General features: G+C 76.6%; 17 protein-coding genes and 1 other RNA gene. 8 read left to right on the top strand and 10 right to left on the bottom strand.

What is annotated here, in order from left to right; translation table 11 throughout:
• Positions 1-46: 46 nt before the first annotated feature.
• The 8 genes from F1C15_RS01165 to F1C15_RS01200 form a co-directional block, all read right to left on the bottom strand.
• Positions 47-1,438 carry a GntP family permease gene (locus tag F1C15_RS01165; protein ID WP_185232530.1) on the bottom strand — a complete coding sequence of 464 codons (1,392 nt, stop codon included), beginning with the start codon at positions 1,436-1,438 and terminating at the stop codon, positions 47-49.
• 163 nt (positions 1,439-1,601) lie between these two features.
• Positions 1,602-2,630 carry an ABC transporter substrate-binding protein gene (locus tag F1C15_RS01170; RefSeq protein ID WP_185232532.1) on the bottom strand — a complete coding sequence of 343 codons (1,029 nt, stop codon included), beginning with the start codon at positions 2,628-2,630 and terminating at the stop codon, positions 1,602-1,604.
• Positions 2,631-2,652: 22 nt separating this feature from the next.
• Positions 2,653-3,558 (bottom strand): ABC transporter ATP-binding protein, encoded by a 906-nt coding sequence (locus tag F1C15_RS01175; RefSeq protein WP_185232534.1) that lies wholly within the window; start codon positions 3,556-3,558, stop codon positions 2,653-2,655.
• Positions 3,555-4,715 (bottom strand): iron chelate uptake ABC transporter family permease subunit, encoded by a 1,161-nt coding sequence (locus F1C15_RS01180; RefSeq protein WP_219731560.1) that lies wholly within the window; start codon positions 4,713-4,715, stop codon positions 3,555-3,557. Before F1C15_RS01180 ends, F1C15_RS01175 begins: the two co-directional genes overlap by 4 nt.
• On the bottom strand, positions 4,712-5,746 hold the full coding sequence (locus tag F1C15_RS01185; RefSeq protein ID WP_219731561.1) for an iron ABC transporter permease: 1,035 nt from the start codon (positions 5,744-5,746) through the stop codon (positions 4,712-4,714). Before F1C15_RS01185 ends, F1C15_RS01180 begins: the two co-directional genes overlap by 4 nt.
• Before the next feature lie 31 nt (positions 5,747-5,777).
• Positions 5,778-6,626, bottom strand: a complete 849-nt coding sequence (locus F1C15_RS01190; RefSeq protein ID WP_255465388.1) for a glycosyltransferase family 2 protein — start codon at positions 6,624-6,626, stop codon at positions 5,778-5,780.
• Complete coding sequence (locus F1C15_RS01195; RefSeq protein ID WP_185232536.1) at positions 6,614-7,672, bottom strand: glycosyltransferase; 1,059 nt, start codon at positions 7,670-7,672, stop codon at positions 6,614-6,616. Before F1C15_RS01195 ends, F1C15_RS01190 begins: the two co-directional genes overlap by 13 nt.
• On the bottom strand, positions 7,669-9,996 hold the full coding sequence (locus F1C15_RS01200; RefSeq protein WP_185232538.1) for a glycosyltransferase: 2,328 nt from the start codon (positions 9,994-9,996) through the stop codon (positions 7,669-7,671). Before F1C15_RS01200 ends, F1C15_RS01195 begins: the two co-directional genes overlap by 4 nt.
• 329 nt (positions 9,997-10,325) lie before the next feature.
• Here F1C15_RS01200 and F1C15_RS01205 point away from each other — a divergent pair, with 329 nt between their 5' ends.
• The 7 genes from F1C15_RS01205 (at position 10,326) to rnpB (ending at position 17,274) form a co-directional block, all read left to right on the top strand.
• Positions 10,326-11,261 carry a WcbI family polysaccharide biosynthesis putative acetyltransferase gene (locus tag F1C15_RS01205; RefSeq protein ID WP_185232540.1) on the top strand — a complete coding sequence of 312 codons (936 nt, stop codon included), beginning with the start codon at positions 10,326-10,328 and terminating at the stop codon, positions 11,259-11,261.
• Complete coding sequence (locus F1C15_RS01210; protein WP_185232542.1) at positions 11,258-12,307, top strand: hypothetical protein; 1,050 nt, start codon at positions 11,258-11,260, stop codon at positions 12,305-12,307. Before F1C15_RS01205 ends, F1C15_RS01210 begins: the two co-directional genes overlap by 4 nt.
• Entirely contained in the window at positions 12,304-13,692 is a 1,389-nt protein-coding gene (locus F1C15_RS01215; RefSeq protein WP_255465390.1) for a glycosyltransferase family 2 protein, read from the top strand. The genes F1C15_RS01210 and F1C15_RS01215 overlap by 4 nt, the downstream gene beginning before the upstream one ends.
• A gap of 109 nt (positions 13,693-13,801) precedes the next feature.
• Positions 13,802-15,190 carry a hypothetical protein gene (locus F1C15_RS01220; protein ID WP_185232544.1) on the top strand — a complete coding sequence of 463 codons (1,389 nt, stop codon included), beginning with the start codon at positions 13,802-13,804 and terminating at the stop codon, positions 15,188-15,190.
• Between the two features lie 9 nt (positions 15,191-15,199).
• Entirely contained in the window at positions 15,200-16,015 is an 816-nt protein-coding gene (locus F1C15_RS01225; RefSeq protein WP_185232546.1) for a Nif3-like dinuclear metal center hexameric protein, read from the top strand.
• A 65-nt stretch (positions 16,016-16,080) separates the two neighbouring features.
• Positions 16,081-16,821, top strand: coding sequence for a zinc ribbon domain-containing protein (locus F1C15_RS01230; protein ID WP_255465392.1), 741 nt, complete (start codon positions 16,081-16,083; stop codon positions 16,819-16,821).
• Positions 16,822-16,891: 70 nt separating this feature from the next.
• Positions 16,892-17,274: RNase P RNA component class A (rnpB, locus tag F1C15_RS01235), an RNA gene on the top strand.
• 112 nt (positions 17,275-17,386) lie between these two features.
• Here the strand turns inward: rnpB and ppgK are convergent.
• Together ppgK and map are read right to left on the bottom strand one after the other, a co-directional pair.
• Entirely contained in the window at positions 17,387-18,154 is a 768-nt protein-coding gene (ppgK, locus tag F1C15_RS01240; protein ID WP_185232548.1) for a polyphosphate--glucose phosphotransferase, read from the bottom strand.
• A gap of 38 nt (positions 18,155-18,192) precedes the next feature.
• Positions 18,193-19,056: a type I methionyl aminopeptidase gene (gene map, locus F1C15_RS01245; RefSeq protein ID WP_056055875.1), complete on the bottom strand. Its 864-nt coding sequence runs from the start codon at positions 19,054-19,056 to the stop codon at positions 18,193-18,195.
• A 92-nt stretch (positions 19,057-19,148) separates the two neighbouring features.
• On the opposite strand from map, the gene F1C15_RS01250 reads away from it, so the two are divergent.
• Positions 19,149-19,322 carry an SPOR domain-containing protein gene (locus F1C15_RS01250; protein WP_185232550.1) on the top strand — a complete coding sequence of 58 codons (174 nt, stop codon included), beginning with the start codon at positions 19,149-19,151 and terminating at the stop codon, positions 19,320-19,322.
• The last annotated feature ends 49 nt before the right edge of the window (positions 19,323-19,371 follow it).

Here is a 19,371-nt window from a genome sequence, read left to right on the forward strand (position 1 = left end):
AGGGGCGGGGCGGTGCAGGGCCGTGCCGGGGCGGGGCGGGGGAGGGCTAGAGCAACGCGCCCACGCCGAAGACCAGGAGGGCGGCGGCGAAGCCGAGCACCGACTCCACGGCCTGCTGCACGGTCCAGACACGGAGCGTCGTCTTGACGTCCATGCCCATGAGGCGGCCGACGAGCCAGAAGCCCGAGTCGTTGACGTGACCGGCGAAGACCGAGCCCGCGGCGGTGGCGAGCACGGCGGCGGCGAGCTGGACGGGGTTGAGGTCGGCCAGGGCGACGGCGGGGGCGATCAGGCCGGCGGCCGTCACGAGGGCGACGGTGGCCGAGCCCTGGGCGAGGCGCAGGATGGCGGCGATCAGCCAGGCGGCCACGATGACGGGCAGGCCGAGGTCGCCGAGGACGTCGGCGAGGGCGTCGCCGATGCCCGAGGCGCGGAGCACGCCGCCGAACATGCCGCCGGCGCCGGTGATGAGCACGACGGAGCAGATCGGGCCGAGGGCGCTCTCGAGCACCTTCTCGAGGGCGCTGCCGCTCACGCCGCGGGCACGGCCGAGGACGACGGCGGCGACGAGCACCGAGATGAGCAGCGCGATGCCGCTGGTGCCGACGAGCACGAGGGCCTGGACCCAGGTGGCGTCGCCGTCGACGACGCCGACGGACGAGAGGGAAGTGAGGCCGGTGTTGAGGAGGATCAGCACGAGCGGCACGGCGAGGACGGCGATGACCGTGCTGGCCTTCGGCGGGTTGCCGGCCTGCACGTCGTCCTTCTCGTCGCCGAAGAGCGAGAGCACGGGGAGGGGGATGCGCGCGTTGACGTACTTGGCCCACAGGTAGCCCGAGACGTACCAGAGCGGGAAGACGATGACGAGGCCGGCGAGCAGGACGATGCCGAGGTCGGCGCCGAGCAGCTCGGTCGCCGAGACGGGGCCCGGGTGCGGGGGCAGGAAGACGTGCATGACCGAGAAGGCGGCGGCGGCGCTGATGCCGTAGAGCAGCATCGACTTGCCGCCCATGCGGCGGGCCACGGCGAAGACGATCGGCAGCATGACGATCAGGCCGGCGTCGAAGAAGATCGGGAAGCCCATGATGAGCGAGGCGAGGCCGAGCGCGAACGGCGCCCGCTTCTCGCCGAAGACGTCGACCATCCGGTCGGCGAGCACCCGGGCGCCGCCCGACGACTCGACGAGGCGGCCGAGCATCGCGCCGAGGCCGACCAGCAGGGCGACGGAGCCGAGCGTGGTGCCGAAGCTCGTCACGAGCAGCTCGGCGATGGCACCGGTCGGGACGCCGGCGACGAGCGCCGTCAGCGCCGCGACGATGACGAGGGTCAGGAAGGCGTGCAGCTTGAACTTGATGACCAGCAGCAGGATGAGCGCGATGGCCCCCGCCGCGATGGCGAGGAGCGGCCCCGCCTCCAGAGTCTGTGTCCAGTCGTCCATGTCGATCTTCTCCGTTGAATTCGTCGGGCGAGGTGCGCCGTCCCACGCCGGAGCCCGGTGCGGGCCCTGCGTCCGGGTCAGGGTGCCATGAAAAGTAGGACTTTTGCAAACGGACTGACCCGGACACGGCGGCGGGCACGACGCACCCTCGCCTCGACGAGCGTCAGAGCGGTCGCGACTCGCGCAGGATCTCGGCGAGCTCGGTCATGTGCTCGGCCTGCGAGCGGTAGTCGAGGGCGGCGCCCGACCAGCCGTCGTGCACCTGCCCCGCGGCGAGGGCGGGGTGCGACGCGAAGGTGGGCTGCGCCTCCAGGTCCGCGGTCTGGAAGCCCTCGTTGTTGACCAGCAGCACGTCGCCGGTCATCATCTGGCTCGCGTTCTCCCAGCTGAAGATGTCCCAGTAGTAGTACCCGTCCGGGTGGAGGTCCGTGTACCGGACGCCGAGGCTGCGGTACAGCTCGGTCTCGGGCTCGTCGGCGGGCTTCGTCACGTAGACGCCGTCGGCGTCGGCGTACATCGCGGTCACCTCGACGTCGCTCTCGTCGGCCGCCGCCGTGAGGTCGGCCGCGGCGGCGTCGAACTCGGTCTTCGCGTCGGCGATCGTCGCGTCGTCCACGCCGAGCGCCGAGGCGAGCCGGTTGACGCTGTCGATGACGTCGAGGCCCGAGCCGCCGACCTCGATCGCGACGACCGGGGCGATCTTCTCGAGCTGGGCCTGCTGCTCGGCGTCGGCGAAGCCGTAGTACGGCGCCTCGAGGTCGAGGGTGCCCTCGCGGTCGGTGGGGTAGATGCCCGTCACGATCAGGTCGGGGGCGGCCTCGGCGAGGGCCTCGAGGTCGATCTCGCCGTAGGAGTTCCCGACGATCGCGGTGTCGTCGAGGTCGGCGCCCTCGAGGCGCGCGTCGCTCGCGACGTCGTAGCGGCCGAACAGGGCCACCGGCTCGACGCCGTAGCTCATCAGGCCGATCGCGTAGTCGGTGAAGCTCGCGACGCGCTCGGGGCGGTGGTCGAGCTCGACCGTCGTGCCGGTGTCGTCGGTGAAGCTCCAGGCGCCGGTGTCGGCGCCGTCGGCGGCGGGGGAGTCGCCCCCCGCGTCGGTCGAGCAGCCGGAGAGCACGAGGGCGAGGGCCGCGACGGGCGCGAGGAGGCGGAAGGGGCGGAGGGGGCGGCGCACGGCCGTCGAGATGGTCACGAAGAGTAAGGGTAGCCTGCCCTTACCTCGTGGCGCCACCGGCGTCCGCGAGGCCGGGCTCGCCGGCGGGGTCCACGGCGGGGCGCAGGTCGGGGTCGCGCGGCACCACGAGCGGAGCACCGCTCGTCGGGTCTGTCAGCACCACGGCGTCGAGGTCGAACGCCTCCCGCAGCAGCTCCGGCGTCAGGACCTCCCACGGCGTCCCGTCCGCCAGCACTCGCCCGGCGCCCACGACCACGAGCCGGTCGGAGTACCGGGCGGCGAGGGTGAGGTCGTGCAGCACCATCACCACCGTGGTGCCGCGCCGCCGGTTGATCGACCGCACCAGCCGCAGGATCTCGAGCTGGTGGGCCAGGTCGAGGAAGGTGGTCGGCTCGTCGAGCAGGAGCACGTCGGCCTGCTGCGCGAGGACGAGCGCGAGCCACGCGCGCTGCAGCTGCCCGCCGGAGAGCGACCCGACATCGCGCCCCGCGAGGTCGCGGAGACCCGTCGCGTCGAGGGCGTCGTCGATCGCCGCCGCGTCGGCGGGCGTCCACGGGCGCAGCAGGCTCTGGTGCGGGTGTCGACCGCGTGACACGAGGTCGCGGACGGTCGTCGCCGACGGGGTGAGGGGCTTCTGCGGCAGGACCGCCAGCCGTCGCGCCACGGCCTTGCCGGGCAGCGAGCGGAGGGGCTGGCCGTCGAGCTCGACCGCGCCCGCGACCGGCGCCAGCAGCCTGCCGAGCGCGCTCAGCACCGTCGACTTCCCGCTGCCGTTCGCGCCGATCAGGGTCGTGACGGTGCCGCGCTCGATCGACAGGTCGAGCCCGTCGACGACGATCCGCCGGTCGTAGCCGAGCGTCACCCCCCGGGCGCGGAGCGCGGGGCCGGGGGAGTCGCGGGCAGGGGAGGCAGGGGAGGCGGGGGAGTCGCGGGTGGGGTCGGTCATGCGGGTCGGTCCTCTCGACGGTGGCGGACGAGCAGCCAGATCAGGTACGGGGCGCCGACCACGGCGGTGACGATGCCCACGGGCACCTCGCCGGGCAGCAGCGTCCGGGTGGCGAGGTCGGCGGCGACGACGACGAGCGCCCCGAACGTCGCCGAGGCGGCGAGGGGCGGGCGGCCCGTGCCGGCGACGCGCCGGGCGAGCTGCGGCGCGACGAACGCGACGAACTCGAGCGGCCCCCCGGCCGACACCGCGGCGGCGGTCAGCAGCACGGCGCAGGCGAGCACGACGAGCCGGTGGCGCTGCACGGCGACGCCGAGCCCCCGCGACAGGTCGTCGCCCAGCTGGCTGACGTCGAGCGCCCTCGTCTGCGACGCCGCCAGCGGGGCGACGACGGCGAACACGACCAGGGCGGGCCAGACGCTCGCCCACGAGATGCCCGAGACGCTGCCCACGAGCCACTGGCTGGCCGCCGCGGCGTCGGTGATCCGGGCGCGGGCGACGAGCCAGCTCGTGAGCCCGCCGAGGGCGGCGGTCGCGCCGATGCCGACGAGCACGAGCCGGTAGCCGTCGACGCCGCCCCGCCACGACAGCGCGTACACCGCCACGGCGGCCACGAGGGCCCCGACGACCGCGGCCGCCGGGACGCCGACGCTGAGCAGCCCTCCCGTCACGGAGTACCCGCCGCCGGCCAGCACGATCGCCGCGACGGCGCCGAGGCCGGCGCCCGGGGTGACGCCGAGGATGTCGGAGGTCGCCAGCGGGTTGCGCGCGAAGGTCTGCGTGAGGGCGCCGGCCAGGCCGAGGCACGCTCCGACCACGAGCGCCCCGGCGACCCGGGGCAGGCGCAGGTCGAGCACGATGAGCTCCTGGGCGGGCGTGCCGCCTCCGGCGAGGGTGCGGACCACGTCGGCGACCCCGAGCGACGACGACCCCGCGGCGAGCCCCACCAGGGCGAGGGCGACGACGACCAGCAGCGAGCCCGCCGTCGCGGCGGCCGCGCGGGGCCCGCCGACGGCGCGAGGCCGTGCCGGTGCCCGAGTCCCGGCCTCGGTCCCGGCCGCGACCTCGGCCCCGGCCGCGACCCGGTCGGCGGGCGCCGTCGGCGTGGTCGCGGGGCCGCCCCCGCCGGCGGGCGTGCGGGCGTCGAGCCGGCTCACAGCGCGGCCGCCGTCCCGCGGCGGACGATCGCGACGAAGGCCGCCCCGCCGAGCACCGTGAGCACCACCCCGACCGACAGCTCCGACGTGCCGCCGACCAGTCGGCCGACGACGTCGCAGGCGAGCAGGACCACCGCGCCGACGAGCGCCGAGGCCGGCAGCAGCCGGGCGTGCCCGCCCCCGACGAGCGCGCGGGCCAGGTGCGGGGCCGTGAGCCCGACGAAGCCGATCGGCCCGCTGACGGCGACCGCGGCGGCCGTCAGCAGGGTGATGGCGCCGAGCCCGACCAGCCGCGCCCGGAGGAGGCTCTCGCCGAGGCCCCGGGCGAGCTCGGCGCCGAGGGCGAGCGTGTCGAGCGACCGGGCGTTGACCGCCGCCAGGGCCGCTCCGGCGAGGGCGACGGCGACGGCGGGCCCCGCCCCGTCGAGCGAGCGGCCGGAGAGCGAGCCGACGACCCAGATGCGGTACGCGGCGAGCGTCGTCTCGTCGGAGAGGACGAGGAACGACGTCAGCGCCACGAGGAGGGCCGAGACCGCCGACCCCGCGACCGCCAGCGGCACGGGGCTCGCGAGCCCCCGCCCGAGGGCGGCGACCGAGAAGACGACGACGCTCGCGACGACGGCGCCGACGAGCGCGAGCCAGAGCGTCGCGACGACCGAGCTCGTGCCGAGCACGTACACGCCGACGACGACGGCGAGGCTCGCCCCGGCCGAGACGCCGAAGAGCCCCGGGTCGGCCAGGGGGTTGCGCGTCTGGCCCTGCATCACGGCGCCCGCGAGGCCGAGGGAGGCGCCCGCCAGCAGCCCGAGGACGGTCCGCGGCACGCGGGAGCCCCAGACCACGGCCCCGACGTCGCGGGCCGGGTCGAGGAGGGCGCCGACGACGGCGGCCGGCGAGAGGACGGCGCTGCCGAGGGCGAGGCTCGCCGCGACGACGACGACCAGGCCGGCGAGGAGGAGAACGCCCCGGGGGGCGGCCCGCCGGGCAGCACCCAGGCCGGAGGTGGTGAGGGGAGGAGCGGACGAGGTCACCAGGTGAGGTTAGCCTACCCTCACCACGAGGTCAGGCCGACTGCCCCGTCGCCGCGCGCGTCGTCCGTGCCCAGCCCCCGCCGCGGCGCTCGATCGCCCCGGCCTCCTCGAAGGCGGCGAGCCACCCCTCCATGGGCCAGCTGCCCCAGCGCTCGGCGAACACCCGCCCGTTGCGGAGGATGTCGTCGAGGTGCTGCCACGGCGGCGAGGAGGTCGGGTGCCACTGGTGGTAGGCGTGCGCGCCGCCCACCCAGACGAGCGGCACCTCCGCCGCGTGCGCCGCGAACGCGAAGTCGGTGTCCTCCCCGCCGTAGCCCTCGTACTCCGCCGAGAAGCCGCCGACGCGGGCCCAGGTGTCGACGTCGAGCGCGAAGGAGAGCGACCAGAACAGCCGGTGGTCGCCGTCGCGGGCGACGACGGTGCGGCCGGCGGGAGGCGCGGGCCGGGCCGCGTGCGGGCGCGTCAGCCCCGCGGGGTCACGGTCGAGCTCGGCGAGGCTCGCGCCCTCGGGCAGGTACGTGACGGGGCCGCAGAGCAGCGCGCCGGGGTGCCGGGCCGCCGCGGCCTCGTAGCCGGGGACGAGGTCGGGCCCGGGCACGCAGTCCGCGTCGAGGAACACGAGCAGGCTCGCCCCGAGCGCCCGGGCCGCCGCGGCGCCGCGGTTCCGGCCCTCGGCCAGCCGCAGGCCGTCCGGCCCCGGCGGGACGTGCACGACGACGGCGTCCTCCAGCCCCGCGCCCTTCGGGGCCGGGGACTCGTTGAGCCACACGACGACGTGGGGCACCGGAGGCGCCAGCCGGCCCAGGCGGACCCGCTGGGCCCGCAGATGGCCGAGCCGCGCCTCCGAGCACAGCGTCACGGCGACCGTCAGCGCTGCCACGAGGCCACCTCCGCGACGACGGCGGCGGCCCGGGCGGGCGCGCCCTCGACCTGCCAGGTCGACCAGTCGGGCGTCGTCGCCAGCGCCCGGTCGAGGAGGGCGGGCCACGCCTCGTCGGCCGGCCACCCGTCGACCACGACGGCGAGGCCGCGGTCGGCCAGCAGGCGCGACGTCGCGCCCTGCTCGTCGAAGGGGCGGCCCTGCGGCACGACGACGGCGCGGGCGCCGGCGGCGGCGAGGTCGGCCACGCTGTTCTGGCCGGCCGCCGTCACGACGACGTCGGCCGTCGACAGGAGCTCCCAGGGGTCGTCCACCCACGCGCCCGCCTCGCCGCCCAGCAGGGTCCACGAGGCGCCGGGGGTGACCGCCGCGGCGCGCGCGACGTCGTCGGCGAGGCGACCCGCGCCTCCGTCGCCCCCTCCCGGGAGCACCAGCACCCGCGGGCCCGCCGAGGCCGTGGGGCGCACCGCGCGGGGTCGACCGGCGAAGCGGGAGATGCCCCCCACCGTCCGGACGCGGTCGGCGGCGACGTCGAGGGCGGGGGAGGCGTGGAGGCCCGGCGCCCAGGGCGCGAGGACCCGCTCGGCGGCGCGGAAGGCGAGGAGGTGGGGCTCGTCGGAGCGGTCGCCCGGCTGGGTGACGACGACGGGCGGCACGCCGAGGAGGCGCACGAGCAGCGCGACCTCGACCGAGACGTCGACGACGAACGCCGCGGGCCGGTGCTCGCCGACCCAGCCGGCGATCGCGGCCAGCCGTGCGGAGTGGCCCGGGTGGTGCAGCGGCGCCCAGTGGAGCAGGCCCCGCACCGTCGGGGAGGCGTCGCGGGGGTCGAGGTCGGCGCCGTCGCCCGAGCGGGACGCGGCGGGCCCGTCGTCGCGGGGCAGGAGCACCCACTCGGTGTCGGCGGGGAGGCCGGCGGGGGCGGGCAGGCTGCTGAACACGACCACCCGCGCGGCGAGGTGCGGGCGGACGGCCGTGAAGCGCGTGACGTGGCCGGCCCCGTGGTGGTGGACGTACCAGCCGACGAGCGGCCGGGCGTCGCTCACGCGTCGGCCCGCGCGCCGGCGTCGGTCACGTCGAGGGAGTCGAGCGTGTCGACCGTGCCCGTGTCGACCGTGCTCGTGTCGACCGGGGAGGGCGACGACGTCGACGAGACGCCTCGGCGGGTCTCGACGAGCGACCGGTAGAGGCCCTCGAGCACGCCCGCGCGGTGCCGCAGCGACAGCCGGTCGACGGCGTCCTCGCGGATGCGCGCCCGGAACCCGGGGGTGCTCTGCGACTGCGCGGCGAGCCCCTCCGCGACGTGGGCCAGCGCGTCGGCGTCGCCCATGGCGACGAGGCCCGCTCCGGCCGACGAGCCGACGACCTCCGAGACGCCGCCGGTGTCGAAGGCCGCCACCGGCGTCCCGACGGCGAGCGCCTCGGCGATGACGAGGCCGAACGGCTCCTCCCACACGGGCGTGACGAGCGCGCAGGCGCTGCGGCCGACGAGGTCGGCCAGGCTGCGCTGGTCGAGCTCGCCGACGTAGCGGACCCGGTCGCCGAGGTGCGGCTCGACGGCCTCCTCGAACCAGGCCGCGTCGCCGACGCGGCCGGCGAGCACGAGGCGCCGACCGGTCCGCCGGGCGGCTGCGATCGCCAGGTCGGCGCCCTTCTCGGGCACGAGCCGCCCCGACCAGACGAGGTCGTCGCCGCCCGGCCCGAGCGGCCACAGGTCGGTGTCGACGCCGTTCGGCAGCACGAGCGACTCGACGCCCGCCGCCCGCCACTCCCGCGCCGTGTGGTCGCTGACGGCGAGGAAGGCGCTGCGCGGCTCGGGCCCGCGGGCGTGGTGCTCGAGCAGGTCGGGCAGCGTCGGCGTGTGCAGCGTCGACACGACGGGCACGCCGAGTCGGCCCGCCCACGAGAGGGGCAGGCCGTGCAGGCTGTGGTTCTCGACGACGTCGAACTGGCCGGCGTGCTCGGCGACCCAGGCCAGGGCCCGGTCGAGGGCGGGGAGCGCCCGCTCGAGGTAGCCGGCCGGGTACGTCGTGTCGGTCGCCTCGGCGGGATCGTCCCACACCACGGGCGGCAGGGTGAACTCGGTCGGCCCGCCCTCCAGGAAGTCGCTGCCCTCGGGGGCGCAGAGCACGACGTGGTGGCCGCGGGCACGGAGCGTCCGCACCTGGTTCCAGACCGACGACTCGAGCCCGCCGGCGTGCGGCTGGCGGATGGGGTACCGGAGCGGTGCGACGACGGCGATGCGGAGGGGCTCCCCGTCGCGGCAGGAGGCGTCGCCCGGCTCGGCGGCGTCCGCCCGGCCGCGCGGCTCCGGCGCGGAGGCGCCCGAGCGGTCGGCCGCCGAGCGGAGCGCGGCGGCGTAGGCCTCGTCGTGCGTCGCGGCCACCGTGCGCCGCTGCACCCGGCGCACGAGGCGCCGGCGCGCGACGAGCTCGGCCCGGGCGGCGCTGCCGGGACGGCCTCCCCGGCCGTCGGTCAGGGTGCGGAGGGCCTCGGCGAGCGTGGCGGGGTCGCCGGCGTCGAACGCTGCGAAGGAGTCCGGGTGCTGCTCGGCCGCGTAGCCGACGCGGGGGCCGGCGACGGGGACGCCGAGGTCCCAGCAGAGCTCGACCCAGCCGGAGTGGGTGCCGTGCCGGTAGGGGAGCACGGCCACGTCGAGGTCGGCGAGCGACGCGGCGAGCTCGTCGTCGGAGAGGCGGGGGTGCACGTCGAGGACGGCGTGGGGGTCCGACGCGACCAGCGCGGCCACGCGGGCCCGCGCCTCCTCGTCCCGCACGCGCTCGTTGAGGTCGACGCGGACGACGACGTCGGTGCCGTCGCGGCGCAGCAGCTCGGCCGCGGCCAGCAGCGTCTCGACGGCGCGGACGGCGTCGATGTTCGGCCGCAGGTCGCGGAGCGCCGCGCCGACGACCAGCGCGTCGGACGCCCGGCCGGAGGGCGCCTCGGCGTCGAGGGGCAGCAGGTCGGGGTGCGCGACGACGACGGCCTCGCGCCCCCAGCGCCGGGCCACCTCGGCGGCGGCTCCGGGCGTGAGGGTCAGGACGACGTCCGCGGCGGGCACCAGGAGGTCGAGCTGGGCGGCGTGGTCGCCCTGGTCGACGAGCTGGGGGTTCTCGAGGTCGTGGACGGTGTAGACGAGCGGCTTGCCGACCTCGCGCAGCGCGGCGACGACGCCCGCGAGGTGCTCGAGGGTGAACGACTCCGTGCCGAAGTGGACGTGCAGGAGGTCGAACTCGTCGGCGTGCGCCCGGACCCAGCCGGCGTCGACCATCACGGGGGGCCACCACTGGCCGGGGCCGGCGCCGGCCGGGGCCGGGTCGGCGAGGCGGACGACCGTGGCGGAGCGGTCCGCCGCGTCGAGCGCGCGCACGTAGGGGTGGGCGGCGGGGACGGACGCGACCCGGAGCAGCGGCTGCGGGGGAGCGACCCGGTCGTTCAGGGGATCGATGATCGTGCCTCCTCGGCGTGTCGTCTGGGGCGGGGCGGACGAGTCCGCAGGACCCTGCTGACGTCCGGGGGCCGGTCGGTGTCGAGGAGGGGGTGAGCCGATGGGAGCGGCCTCCACGGACGCTAGTCCTCGGGAGGCTCTCAGGCCCTGTGTGCGTGTACCCCTCTGATCCGCGCCGGGCGGGAGGGCCCCGGACCCGGCAAGCTGGAGCTGCCCGCCACGACCGTCGCCGGCAGGAAGGCGACCCCATCGTGACCACCACCCCCGTCGTCGACGGCCGCACGCGCCACTACGGCGACTTCTACGGGCTCAGCGAGCCCGAGGGCGACGGCGCCGTCGCCCTCGTCGTCGGCAACTGCCAGGCGGAGTCGCTCCGCATCGCCCTCGAGGGAGGCGGCCTGCGGACGGTGAGGACGCCCGCGGTCCACGAGCTGGTCGCCACGGACCTCCCGCACCTCGCGCGCTGGCTCGCCCGGGCGGAGCTGCTGGTCTCGCAGCCCGTCCGCGACGACTACCACGGCCTGCCCCTCGGGACGGCGCAGCTCGCGGCGGCGCTGCCGGCGCGGGCCCGGGTCGTGCGGGTGCCCGTCATCCGGTTCGCGGGCCTCTACCCGGCCCACGCCATCGTCCGGCCGCCGAGCGACGCGTCGCTGGTGCCGCCCGTCGTCGAGTACCACGACCTGCGGCTCGTCGTGCGGGCCGCGGCGCGGGGCGGCGCCGTCGACGCGCCCTCGCCGCTGCCCCCGCTCCGGCCCGAGTCCGTGCGGGCGGTCGCCGAGCTCTCCCGGGGCGAGCTGCGCCGGCGCGAGGAGGCCCACGACGCCGTCGTCGTCTCCGACCTCTTCGACCGCCCCTCCTTCGCCCAGATGCGCACGCTCAACCACCCCGGCAACCCCGTCTGGCGCTCGCTGGCCGAGCGGGTCCGTCGTCGGCTCGCCCTGCCCGAGCACGAGGTCGACCCGGGGCGCCCCCTGCTCGACAGCGTGCACGCGCCCCGGGAGGCCGTCGTCGTCGAGGCGTTCGGCCTCGACGAGGCGCCGACCGACCACTGGGTCGTCGGCGGCCGCCGCGTCGAGGCGGCCGAGGTCGAGGAGGCGCACCTCGGCTGGTACGCCGACCACCCCGAGGTCGTGACGGCGGCGCTCGCCCGCCACGCCGACGCGCTGCGCCTGCTGGGGCTGTCGTGAGCGGCCCGGTGCCGGCGCCCTCGGCGCCCGGCTCCGCCGGCCTGCCGGCCCTCGTCGTCACCGACGACCCGCAGCACGGGGTCTCGACGTACGCCCGTCGCGTCGCCGAGGCCGTGGCGGCCCTGGTCGGGCGGGACCTCGCGGTCGGGCCCGACGCGCTCACCGGCACCGCGCCTCCGGCCCGGTCCCACCTCCACTTCACCGACCGGCTCTGGGGAGGGTCCCCCGAGGAGGCGGCCGACCGCGTCGAGGACCTCGCGCGCCGGACGTCGCTCACGGTCACCCTGCACGACCTCCCGCAGCCCTCCGACGGCGAGCGCAACCTCCCGCGGCGCGCCGAGTGCTACCGGCGCGTGGTCGAGGCGGCCGCGGGCGTCGTCTGCAACAGCCGGCACGAGGCGCTGCTGCTCGACGAGCACGTCCTCGCCGGGGCGGGCGCCCGGGCGGCCGTCCTGCCCCTGGCCGTCGACCCCGTCGGGCCGGCGCCCGCGCCCGGGCAGCGCCCGCGGCCGGACGGGACGGCAGCCGTCATCGGCTTCTTCTACCCCGGCAAGGGCCACGCCGAGCTCGTCGACGCCGTCGTCGAGCTGCGGGCCGCCGGGTCGGCCCTGCGGGTCGCGGCCCTGGGGCGCGCGTCGACGGGCCACGAGGCCGAGCTCGCGGAGCTCGTCGCCGGCGCCGCCTCCCGCGGAGTGTCGCTGGAGGTCACGGGCTACCTCGACGACGACGAGCTGCTCGAGCGCTGCCGCCGGGCCGCGGTGCCCGTCGCCGCCCACCGCCACGTCTCGGCCTCCGGATCGATCGCGACCTGGATCGCGGCCGGGCGGCGCCCCCTGGTGCCCGACACGAGGTACTCCCGCGAGATGGCCGAGCTGCGGCCGGGCACCCTGACCCTCGTCGACCCCGACGACCTCGTGACGGCGTTGGCGGCGGCCCTCGCCGACCCCGCCTCGACCTGGCTCGGGCCGTCGGCGGTGACGGCGCCCGGCCTCGCCGACGTCGCGGCGGCCTCGGTGCGCTGGTGGGCCGACGAGGTGGCCTGGTGACGGCGCGGCCGCCGTGGGGGCGGGGCCTGCCCGGCAACCGCTGGGACCTGCTCGACGGCGACCTCCCCGCGGAGCCGCCCCGCGTGAGCGTCGTCGTGCCCCACTACCGTCAGCAGGCCGAGCTCGACCGGACGCTCGCGGCCCTCGCCCGGCAGACGCACCCCGCCGACCGCCTCGAGGTCGTGGTCGTCGACGACGGATCGCCCGAGGCGCCCGTCGTGCCGCCCGGCGTCGTGCTCGTGCGGCAGCGCGACGAGGGCTTCCGGCTGGCCGCCGCGCGCAACCTCGGCGTGCGGACCGCGACCGGCGACGTGCTCGTCTTCCTCGACGCCGACACGGCGCCCGAGCCGGGCTACGTCGCCGCGGTGACCCGGCTGCCGGCCCTCGCGCCCGAGGTGGTGGCCGTGGGGCGCCGCCGGCACGCCGACTTCGGCGGCGTCCCGGTCGACGCACCGGTCGAGGTCGCGGGGCCGGCCGCCGAGCTCCCGTCGCCCGCGTGGCTCGACGACGCCCACCGGGCCAGCCGCGACCTGCTCGACGCCGACGACCGGTCGTACCGCCACGTCATCGGGGCCGTCACGGCCTGCAGCCGGTGGCTCGTCGAGGAGGTCGGCGGCTGGGACGAGGGCTTCACCGAGTACGGGGGAGAGGACTGGGAGTGGGTCCACCGCGCCTGGCGGGGCGGGGCCGTGCTCGCGCACGTCCGCGACGCGGTCGCCTGGCACGACGGCCCGGACTGGGCCGGTCGCTCCGGCGACGACGAGGCCCGGCAGCGGCGTCAGAACGCGGAGACGATCACGCTCAGCAGGCTGGTGGCCGTGTCCGGCTCCCGCCCCCGAGCGCTGCGGGGGGGCGACGGGCCGGTCGACGTCGTCGTCCGCCTCGGCCGCGCCCTGTCGCCGGGGCGTGCATTCCTCACGGCGGACTCCGTCCTGGCGGTGCTGCCGGAGGCGCGGGTCGTCGTCCCGAGCGAGGTCGCGTCGGCCGTCGGCGGCGACCCGCGCGTCGTCTCCGCGGCGACGGTCGCCGAGCGGCCCGAGATCGTGACGGGTGCCCGGGTGACGGTCGACCTGCCTGGTGAGGTGAGGGTCCGGGACGGCGTGGCCCTCGTCCGGGCCGTGGCCGAGGTCGGCGTCGGCGAGCTGGGCACCGTCGAGCTGTGCGCCGTGGAGCCTGAGGACGGGGGGCGGCAGGGCGGCAGGGCCGACGAGGCCGACGGAGCCGCGCCCGTCGTCGTCGCCCGCGTCACGTCCCGGCGGGCCGAGCTGCGGCGGGCGCGCTGGGAGCGCGACGACCTCTTCCGGACGGAGCGCCGCGCGGCCGACGGCCTCGAGCCCCTCGTCGGCGAGCCCTCCCTCGCGGCGTGGCTCGGCGGGTGGGGCTGAGGGGCAGGCACCGCACGGGCCTGCCGACGGCCCCGCGACTCCGTCGTTCCTGCTGGTCACACCGGCGAGCCTCCCCGGCCCGGCGTGCCGCCCGAGGTACCGTCCCGCCATGACCGACAGCGTGCGGACGGCCGAGGGCGACACCATCGTGGTGCCCGAGGCCGACGACGCGCCCCAGCGGCACCGCTCGACCTTCGTCGAGCCGGTGCCCCGCACGTCGCCCGAGGCGGAGGCCACCGCCCCGCCCGAGGCGACCGACCAGGAGCTCCGCCCCGTGACACCCACCCTGACGCCCGAGGCCCCCGCCGACCTGGAGCAGTCGCCCGTCGACCCCGAGCCGTCGCCCGCCGACCTCGACCCGACGGCGGTCGTCGAGCCGAGCGCCCCGGTGCGCGAGCCGCGTCCCGTCTCCGTCCCGTCGCACCGGGCCGACGTGCCCGCCGACGTCGTGCCGACCGACGCCGCCGAGCCCCGCCCCGCGAGCGTCGCGCGCCACTCCCTCGACACGTCGAGCATCACCCTCCCCGTCTTCGCCGAGCCCGTCGACCCGTCGCTGCCGCAGCCGCCCGAGCGCATCTCGCTCGACGACGACGTCCTCGTCCGCATGGTCGAGCGACGCCTCGACGACACGGCGACCGTCGACCTGATGGCCGTCGTCCAGGCCCAGATGGAGGCGCGCCGCCAGGAGGCCGCCCGCTTCGCCCGCTGGGCCGACGAGGTCGGCCGCATCGGCACCGACGAGGCCGCCGAGGCCCTCGAGCGCACCCGCCTCCGCTTCACCGGCGTCATCGACGTCGTCCTGCCCCTGACGCTCGCTCCGCGCGACGAGGTCGCCGTCGCCCCGGAGGTCTCGTCCGAGGCCGCCGAGCCCGCCGTCCTCGACGTCGCTCCTGCCCCCGAGGGCCCGCAGGTCGTCGGGGAGGCGCCCGCCGGGTCCCCGGCACCGGTCACGACCGCCGCCGCCGAGGTCGCCCGCGCCGAGCCGGCTCCCGTGCCCTCCGACGTCGTCGCCGGGACCTCGGCCGCTGACGCCCCGGTCGTCCCCGTCGCCGTGGCGGCGCCCTGGCGACGCCCCCTCGCCCTGGCCGGCCTGGCCGGCCTGGCCGTCGGCGTCCTCGTCGTCCTCGCCGCCGTGGTGCTCACGCTCGTCGACGCCGGTCTCCTGGTCTCGGCCGTCGTGGCGACCCTCGCGGTGCCGGTCGTCGGGGGCCTCGTGGCCACCGCGGCGCTCCGCGTCGCCTCGCAGCGCCGCCCGGGCGACGCCCGGCTCGAGACCCGGGGCCCGATCGCCGTCGTGGCCGCCGTCGTGCTCTCCGCCGTCGTCGGCCTCGGCCTGCTGGCCCCCTCGTCGGAGGCCCTCTCGTGGCAGGGCTACCTGCTCGGCGGCGCCCCGCTCGAGCCGGTCGTCGGCCTGCTCGTCGCCCTGGTCGCCGCGGCCCTCGTCGCGGTGGTCGTGGTCGCGTCCGTCGCCCTCGTCCGCCCGGCGGCCCGCGACTAGGCTGACGGGGTGTCCTCCCTCGCAGCCCTCTCCGCCGCCGTCGAGCGCCTCTGGCCCCTCGCGGGCGCCGAGTCGTGGGATTCTCCGGGCCTCGTGCTCGGCGACCCCGAGCAGCCCGTCCGGCACGTGCACCTGGCGGTCGACGCGGTGCTCGACACCGTCGACGAGGCCGTCGCCCTGGGCGCCGACCTCCTCCTGACGCACCACCCCCTGCTCTTCCGCGGCGTGACGACGCTGGCGGGCGACACGACCAAGGGCGCCGTCGTGGCCCGGCTGCAGCGGGCCGGGTGCGCCCTCCTCGCGGCGCACACCAACGCCGACGTCGTGCCCACCGGCACCTCGCGGGTGCTGGCCCACCAGCTCGGCCTCGTCGACCAGTCGCCGATCACGGCGGGCGCCCTCCCGGGCACCGGGCTCGGCGTCGTCGGGCGCCTCCCGCGCCCGACCAGCCTCGTCGCGCTCGCCCGCCAGCTCGGCGACGTGCTGCCGCCCACGGCCTCCGGAGTCCGGGTGGCCGGAGACGCCGACCGCGTCGTCGAGACCGTGGCGCTCTGCGCGGGCGCCGGCGACTCGCTGCTCGACCACCCCGCCGTGCGGGCCGCCGACGTCTACGTCACGAGCGACCTCCGGCACCACCCCGCCTCCGACGCCCGCGACCTGATGCGCCTCGGCCACGGGCCCGCCCTCGTCGACGTGTCGCACTGGGCGAGCGAGTGGCTCTGGCTCGACACCGCCGCCGAGCAGCTCCGACGCGAGCTCGACGACGTCGAGGTCACCCTGAGCGACCTCCGCACCGACCCCTGGGACTTCGCGGTCGTGCAGTAGCCGCCGCCGACCCGCCCGGGCGCCCCGCCGCCCGCCCCGTTCCGCCCCTGACGAAAGAAGTCCCCGTGCCGTTGCAAGCCAGCCCTGCCGACCAGGCCCTGCTGCTCGACCTCCAGAAGCTCGACACCACCCTGCAGCAGCTCGCGCACCGTGCCGCGAACCTCCCCGAGATCGCCGTCCTCGCGACGGTCGACGGCGACGCCCACCGCCTCCGCAGCCGCATGGCGTCGGAGCAGGGCGCCTGGGAGGACGCGCAGGCCGAGCTCCGCCGCGTCGAGTCCGACGTGGCGGTCGTCGAGGCCCGCGTCGCCCGCGACCGGCAGCGGCTCGCGAGCACCTCGTCCGTCAAGGACGTCCAGGCGCTCGAGGCGGAGCTAGCCGCCCTCGCGAAGCGGGGCTCCGACCTGGAGGACATGCAGCTCGAGGTGATGGAGCGCGTCGAGAGCCTCGGCGCCGTCGCCACGGTCACCCACGAGGAGCTCGACCAGCTCGAGGTCCGCCGGGCCGACGCCCGGAGCACGCGCGACGCCAAGCTCGGCGAGCTCGAGATCGAGCGCCGTCAGGTCGAGGCCGACCGCGCCACGCTCGCCGAGAAGGTGCCGGCCGACCTGCTCGACCTCTACGAGACGCAGCGTCGCCGGTACGGCATCGGTGCCTCCCTCCTGCGCGGCGGCGTCTCGAGCGCCAGCGGGGTCACCCTGACCGGCAGCGACCTGGCCGCCGTGCGCTCCGCCAGCGCGTACGACGTCGTGCTCTGCCCCGACAGCAACGCCGTCCTCGTGCGCACGAACGAGTCCGGGATCTAGGCCTCTCCGGGGCACGGGGGCCGGCACCGGCTCGGCGCCCCGCCGGCGCGCGCTACAGTGGCAGGGCGGATGGGTCGGCAAGACGGTCGCGTCGGTCGGGGGCTCGCTCCCGACCGCCGAGGAACGTCCGGGCTCCACAGAGCAGGGCGGTGGGCAACACCCACCCGGGGCGACCCGCGAGACAGTGCAACAGAGAGCAGACCGCCTCGGTCACGTCGTGAGACGGGGCCGCGGTGAGGGTGAAACGGTGGTGTAAGAGACCACCAGCGGTTCGGGTGACCGACCGGCTAGGCAAACCTCGCCCGGAGCAAGGTCAGACAGAGGACGTCGAGGTGGCTCGCCGAGTCCTCGGGTAGACCGCTGGAGGGCTGCGGCAACGTAGTCCCGAGATAGATGGCCGTCCATGGTGCCTCGGCACCGGGACAGAACCCGGCGTATCAGCCGGCCCATCCGCCCCAGACCGACAGGAGGCCCGGGTGCAGGAGGCACGCCTCCCGCACCCGGGCCTCCGTCACGTCGTGACGACGGTCGGCCCGGGCGGTCGCCGCCCCGGGCCGTCGTCGGCTCAGACCGTGGTCGTGGGCCGCGACGACGCCGCGAGGGCCGCCGCGCCGAGGATGCCCGCGTTGTTGCGGAGCACGGCCGGCACGATCTCGGCCCGCAGGTCGAGCAGGGGGAGGAACTCCTGGTGGTGCTTCGAGACGCCGCCGCCGACGATGATGAGCCGCGGGTAGAGCAGGGCCTCGAGGTGCGAGTAGTACTTCTGCAGGCGCTTGGCCCAGTGCTTCCAGCTCAGCTCGTCGCGTTCCTTGGCGGCGAACGAGGCCTTCGTCTCGTAGTCCTTGCCGCCGATCTCGAGGTGGCCGAGCTCGGCGTTGACGATGAGGACGCCGTCGTTGATGAGCGCGGTGCCGATCCCGGTGCCCAGCGTCGTCATGACCACCAGCCCCGGGACCCCCTTCGCCGCGCCGTAGCGCGTCTCGGCGTAGCCCGCCGCGTCGGCGTCGTTGACGAAGTGGATGTCGCGCCCGAGGGTGGTCTCGAAGAGGCGCTCGGCCTCGAAGTCGATCCACTTCTTCGACACGTTCGCGGCCGACAGCGTCTTGCCGTCCATGATCGCGGCGGGGAAGCAGACGCCGACGGGCACGTCGAGGTCGTCGACGCCGAGCTCCTCGACGATCTGCTTCACGACGGCCACGATGTCGTCGGGCTCGCCGCCGGCCGGGGTCGGCTTCTTGAGGCGGTCGGTGAGCAGCTCGCCCGACTCGACGTCGACGATCGCCCCCTTGATGCCGGTGCCGCCGATGTCGATGCCCACTGCCTTCTGTGCCACGGGTGGAACCTTCCTAGGGGAGTGTGTCGGAGTTGGGGTCAGCTGAGGGTGAGCACGTCGGCGCCGCGCTCGGTGACGACGAGGGTGTGCTCGAACTGCGCCGTGAGCGACCGGTCGCGGGTCGTGACCGTCCAGTCGTCGGGCCAGATGTCGGCCTCGACGCCGCCGAGCGTCAGCATCGGCTCGATGGTGAAGACCATGCCGGGGGTCATGACGTCGTCGTACTGCGGGGCGTCGTAGTGCGGGATGACCAGGCCGGAGTGGAACGCACGGCCCACGCCGTGGCCGGTGTAGTCGCGGACGACGCCGTAGCCGAAGCGCGCGGCGTAGGACTCGATCGCGCGGCCGATGACGTTCACCTGCCGGCCCGGCGCGACGGCCTTGATTCCCCGACGCAGGGCCTCTCGCGTCCGGTCGACGAGGTCGACCGTGGCCTGGGGCGCCTCGCCGACGATCATCGTGCGGTTGAGGTCGCCGTGGACGCCGTCCTTGAACGCGGTGACGTCGACGTTGAGCAGGTCGCCCTCGACGAGGGTCGTGTCGTCGGGGATGCCGTGGCAGATCACCTCGTTGAGCGAGGTGCAGATCGACTTCGGGAAGCCGCGGTAGCCCAGGGTCGAGGGGTAGGCGCCGTGGGCGACGAGGAACTCGTGGGCGACGCGGTCGAGCTCGTCGGTGGTGACGCCGGGGCGGAGGGCCGCCTCGACGGCGTCGATGGCCTGCGAGGCGATCCGGCCGCTCTCGCGGATGAGCTCGACGGTCGGGGCGTCGTACACGTCGCCGCCCGTGTAGGGCGCAGGACCGGCCTTGCCCACGTACTCCGGTCGAGGGATCGACGCGGGGACCGGACGCTGCGCTGAGATCCGGCCCGGGGTCAGGTGTCCGTGGGAGTCCCGAGGCATGTCGTCCACCTTAGGGGGAGACGTCGTCCGCGGGGCGCACCCGGTGGGCGCCCGGCGGCCCCGGGGCCGGGCCCCGGAGGTAGCCTGCTGCCATGGCACCCGAGTACTGGTACAACATCACCACCCACGAGGTCGAGGAGGGCAAGGTCTCGCCGGCCGTCGACCGCGCCGGCCCCTACGCCACCCGTGAGGAGGCGGAGCGCGCGATCCAGACCATCAGGGAGCGCAACGCCCGCCTCGACGCCGAGGACGCCGCCGACGACTGACCGGGCCCGCGCCCCCGCGGCGCACGTCCCGTCCACTAGCCTGGTCGTC

Source organism: Frigoribacterium sp. NBH87, from assembly GCF_014217665.1.
Lineage (GTDB): Bacteria > Actinomycetota > Actinomycetes > Actinomycetales > Microbacteriaceae > Frigoribacterium > Frigoribacterium endophyticum.

Excerpts from the sequence above, each read along its gene's own strand:
- F1C15_RS01175 (WP_185232534.1), bottom strand. The coding sequence starts at position 3,558 with ATGACCGACCCCACCCGCGACTCCCCCGCCTCCCCTGCCTCCCCTGCC.
- map (WP_056055875.1), bottom strand. The coding sequence starts at position 19,056 with ATGCCTCGGGACTCCCACGGACACCTGACCCCGGGCCGGATCTCAGCG.
- F1C15_RS01250 (WP_185232550.1), top strand. The coding sequence starts at position 19,149 with ATGGCACCCGAGTACTGGTACAACATCACCACCCACGAGGTCGAGGAG.
- F1C15_RS01220 (WP_185232544.1), top strand. The coding sequence starts at position 13,802 with ATGACCGACAGCGTGCGGACGGCCGAGGGCGACACCATCGTGGTGCCC.
- F1C15_RS01165 (WP_185232530.1), bottom strand. The coding sequence starts at position 1,438 with ATGGACGACTGGACACAGACTCTGGAGGCGGGGCCGCTCCTCGCCATC.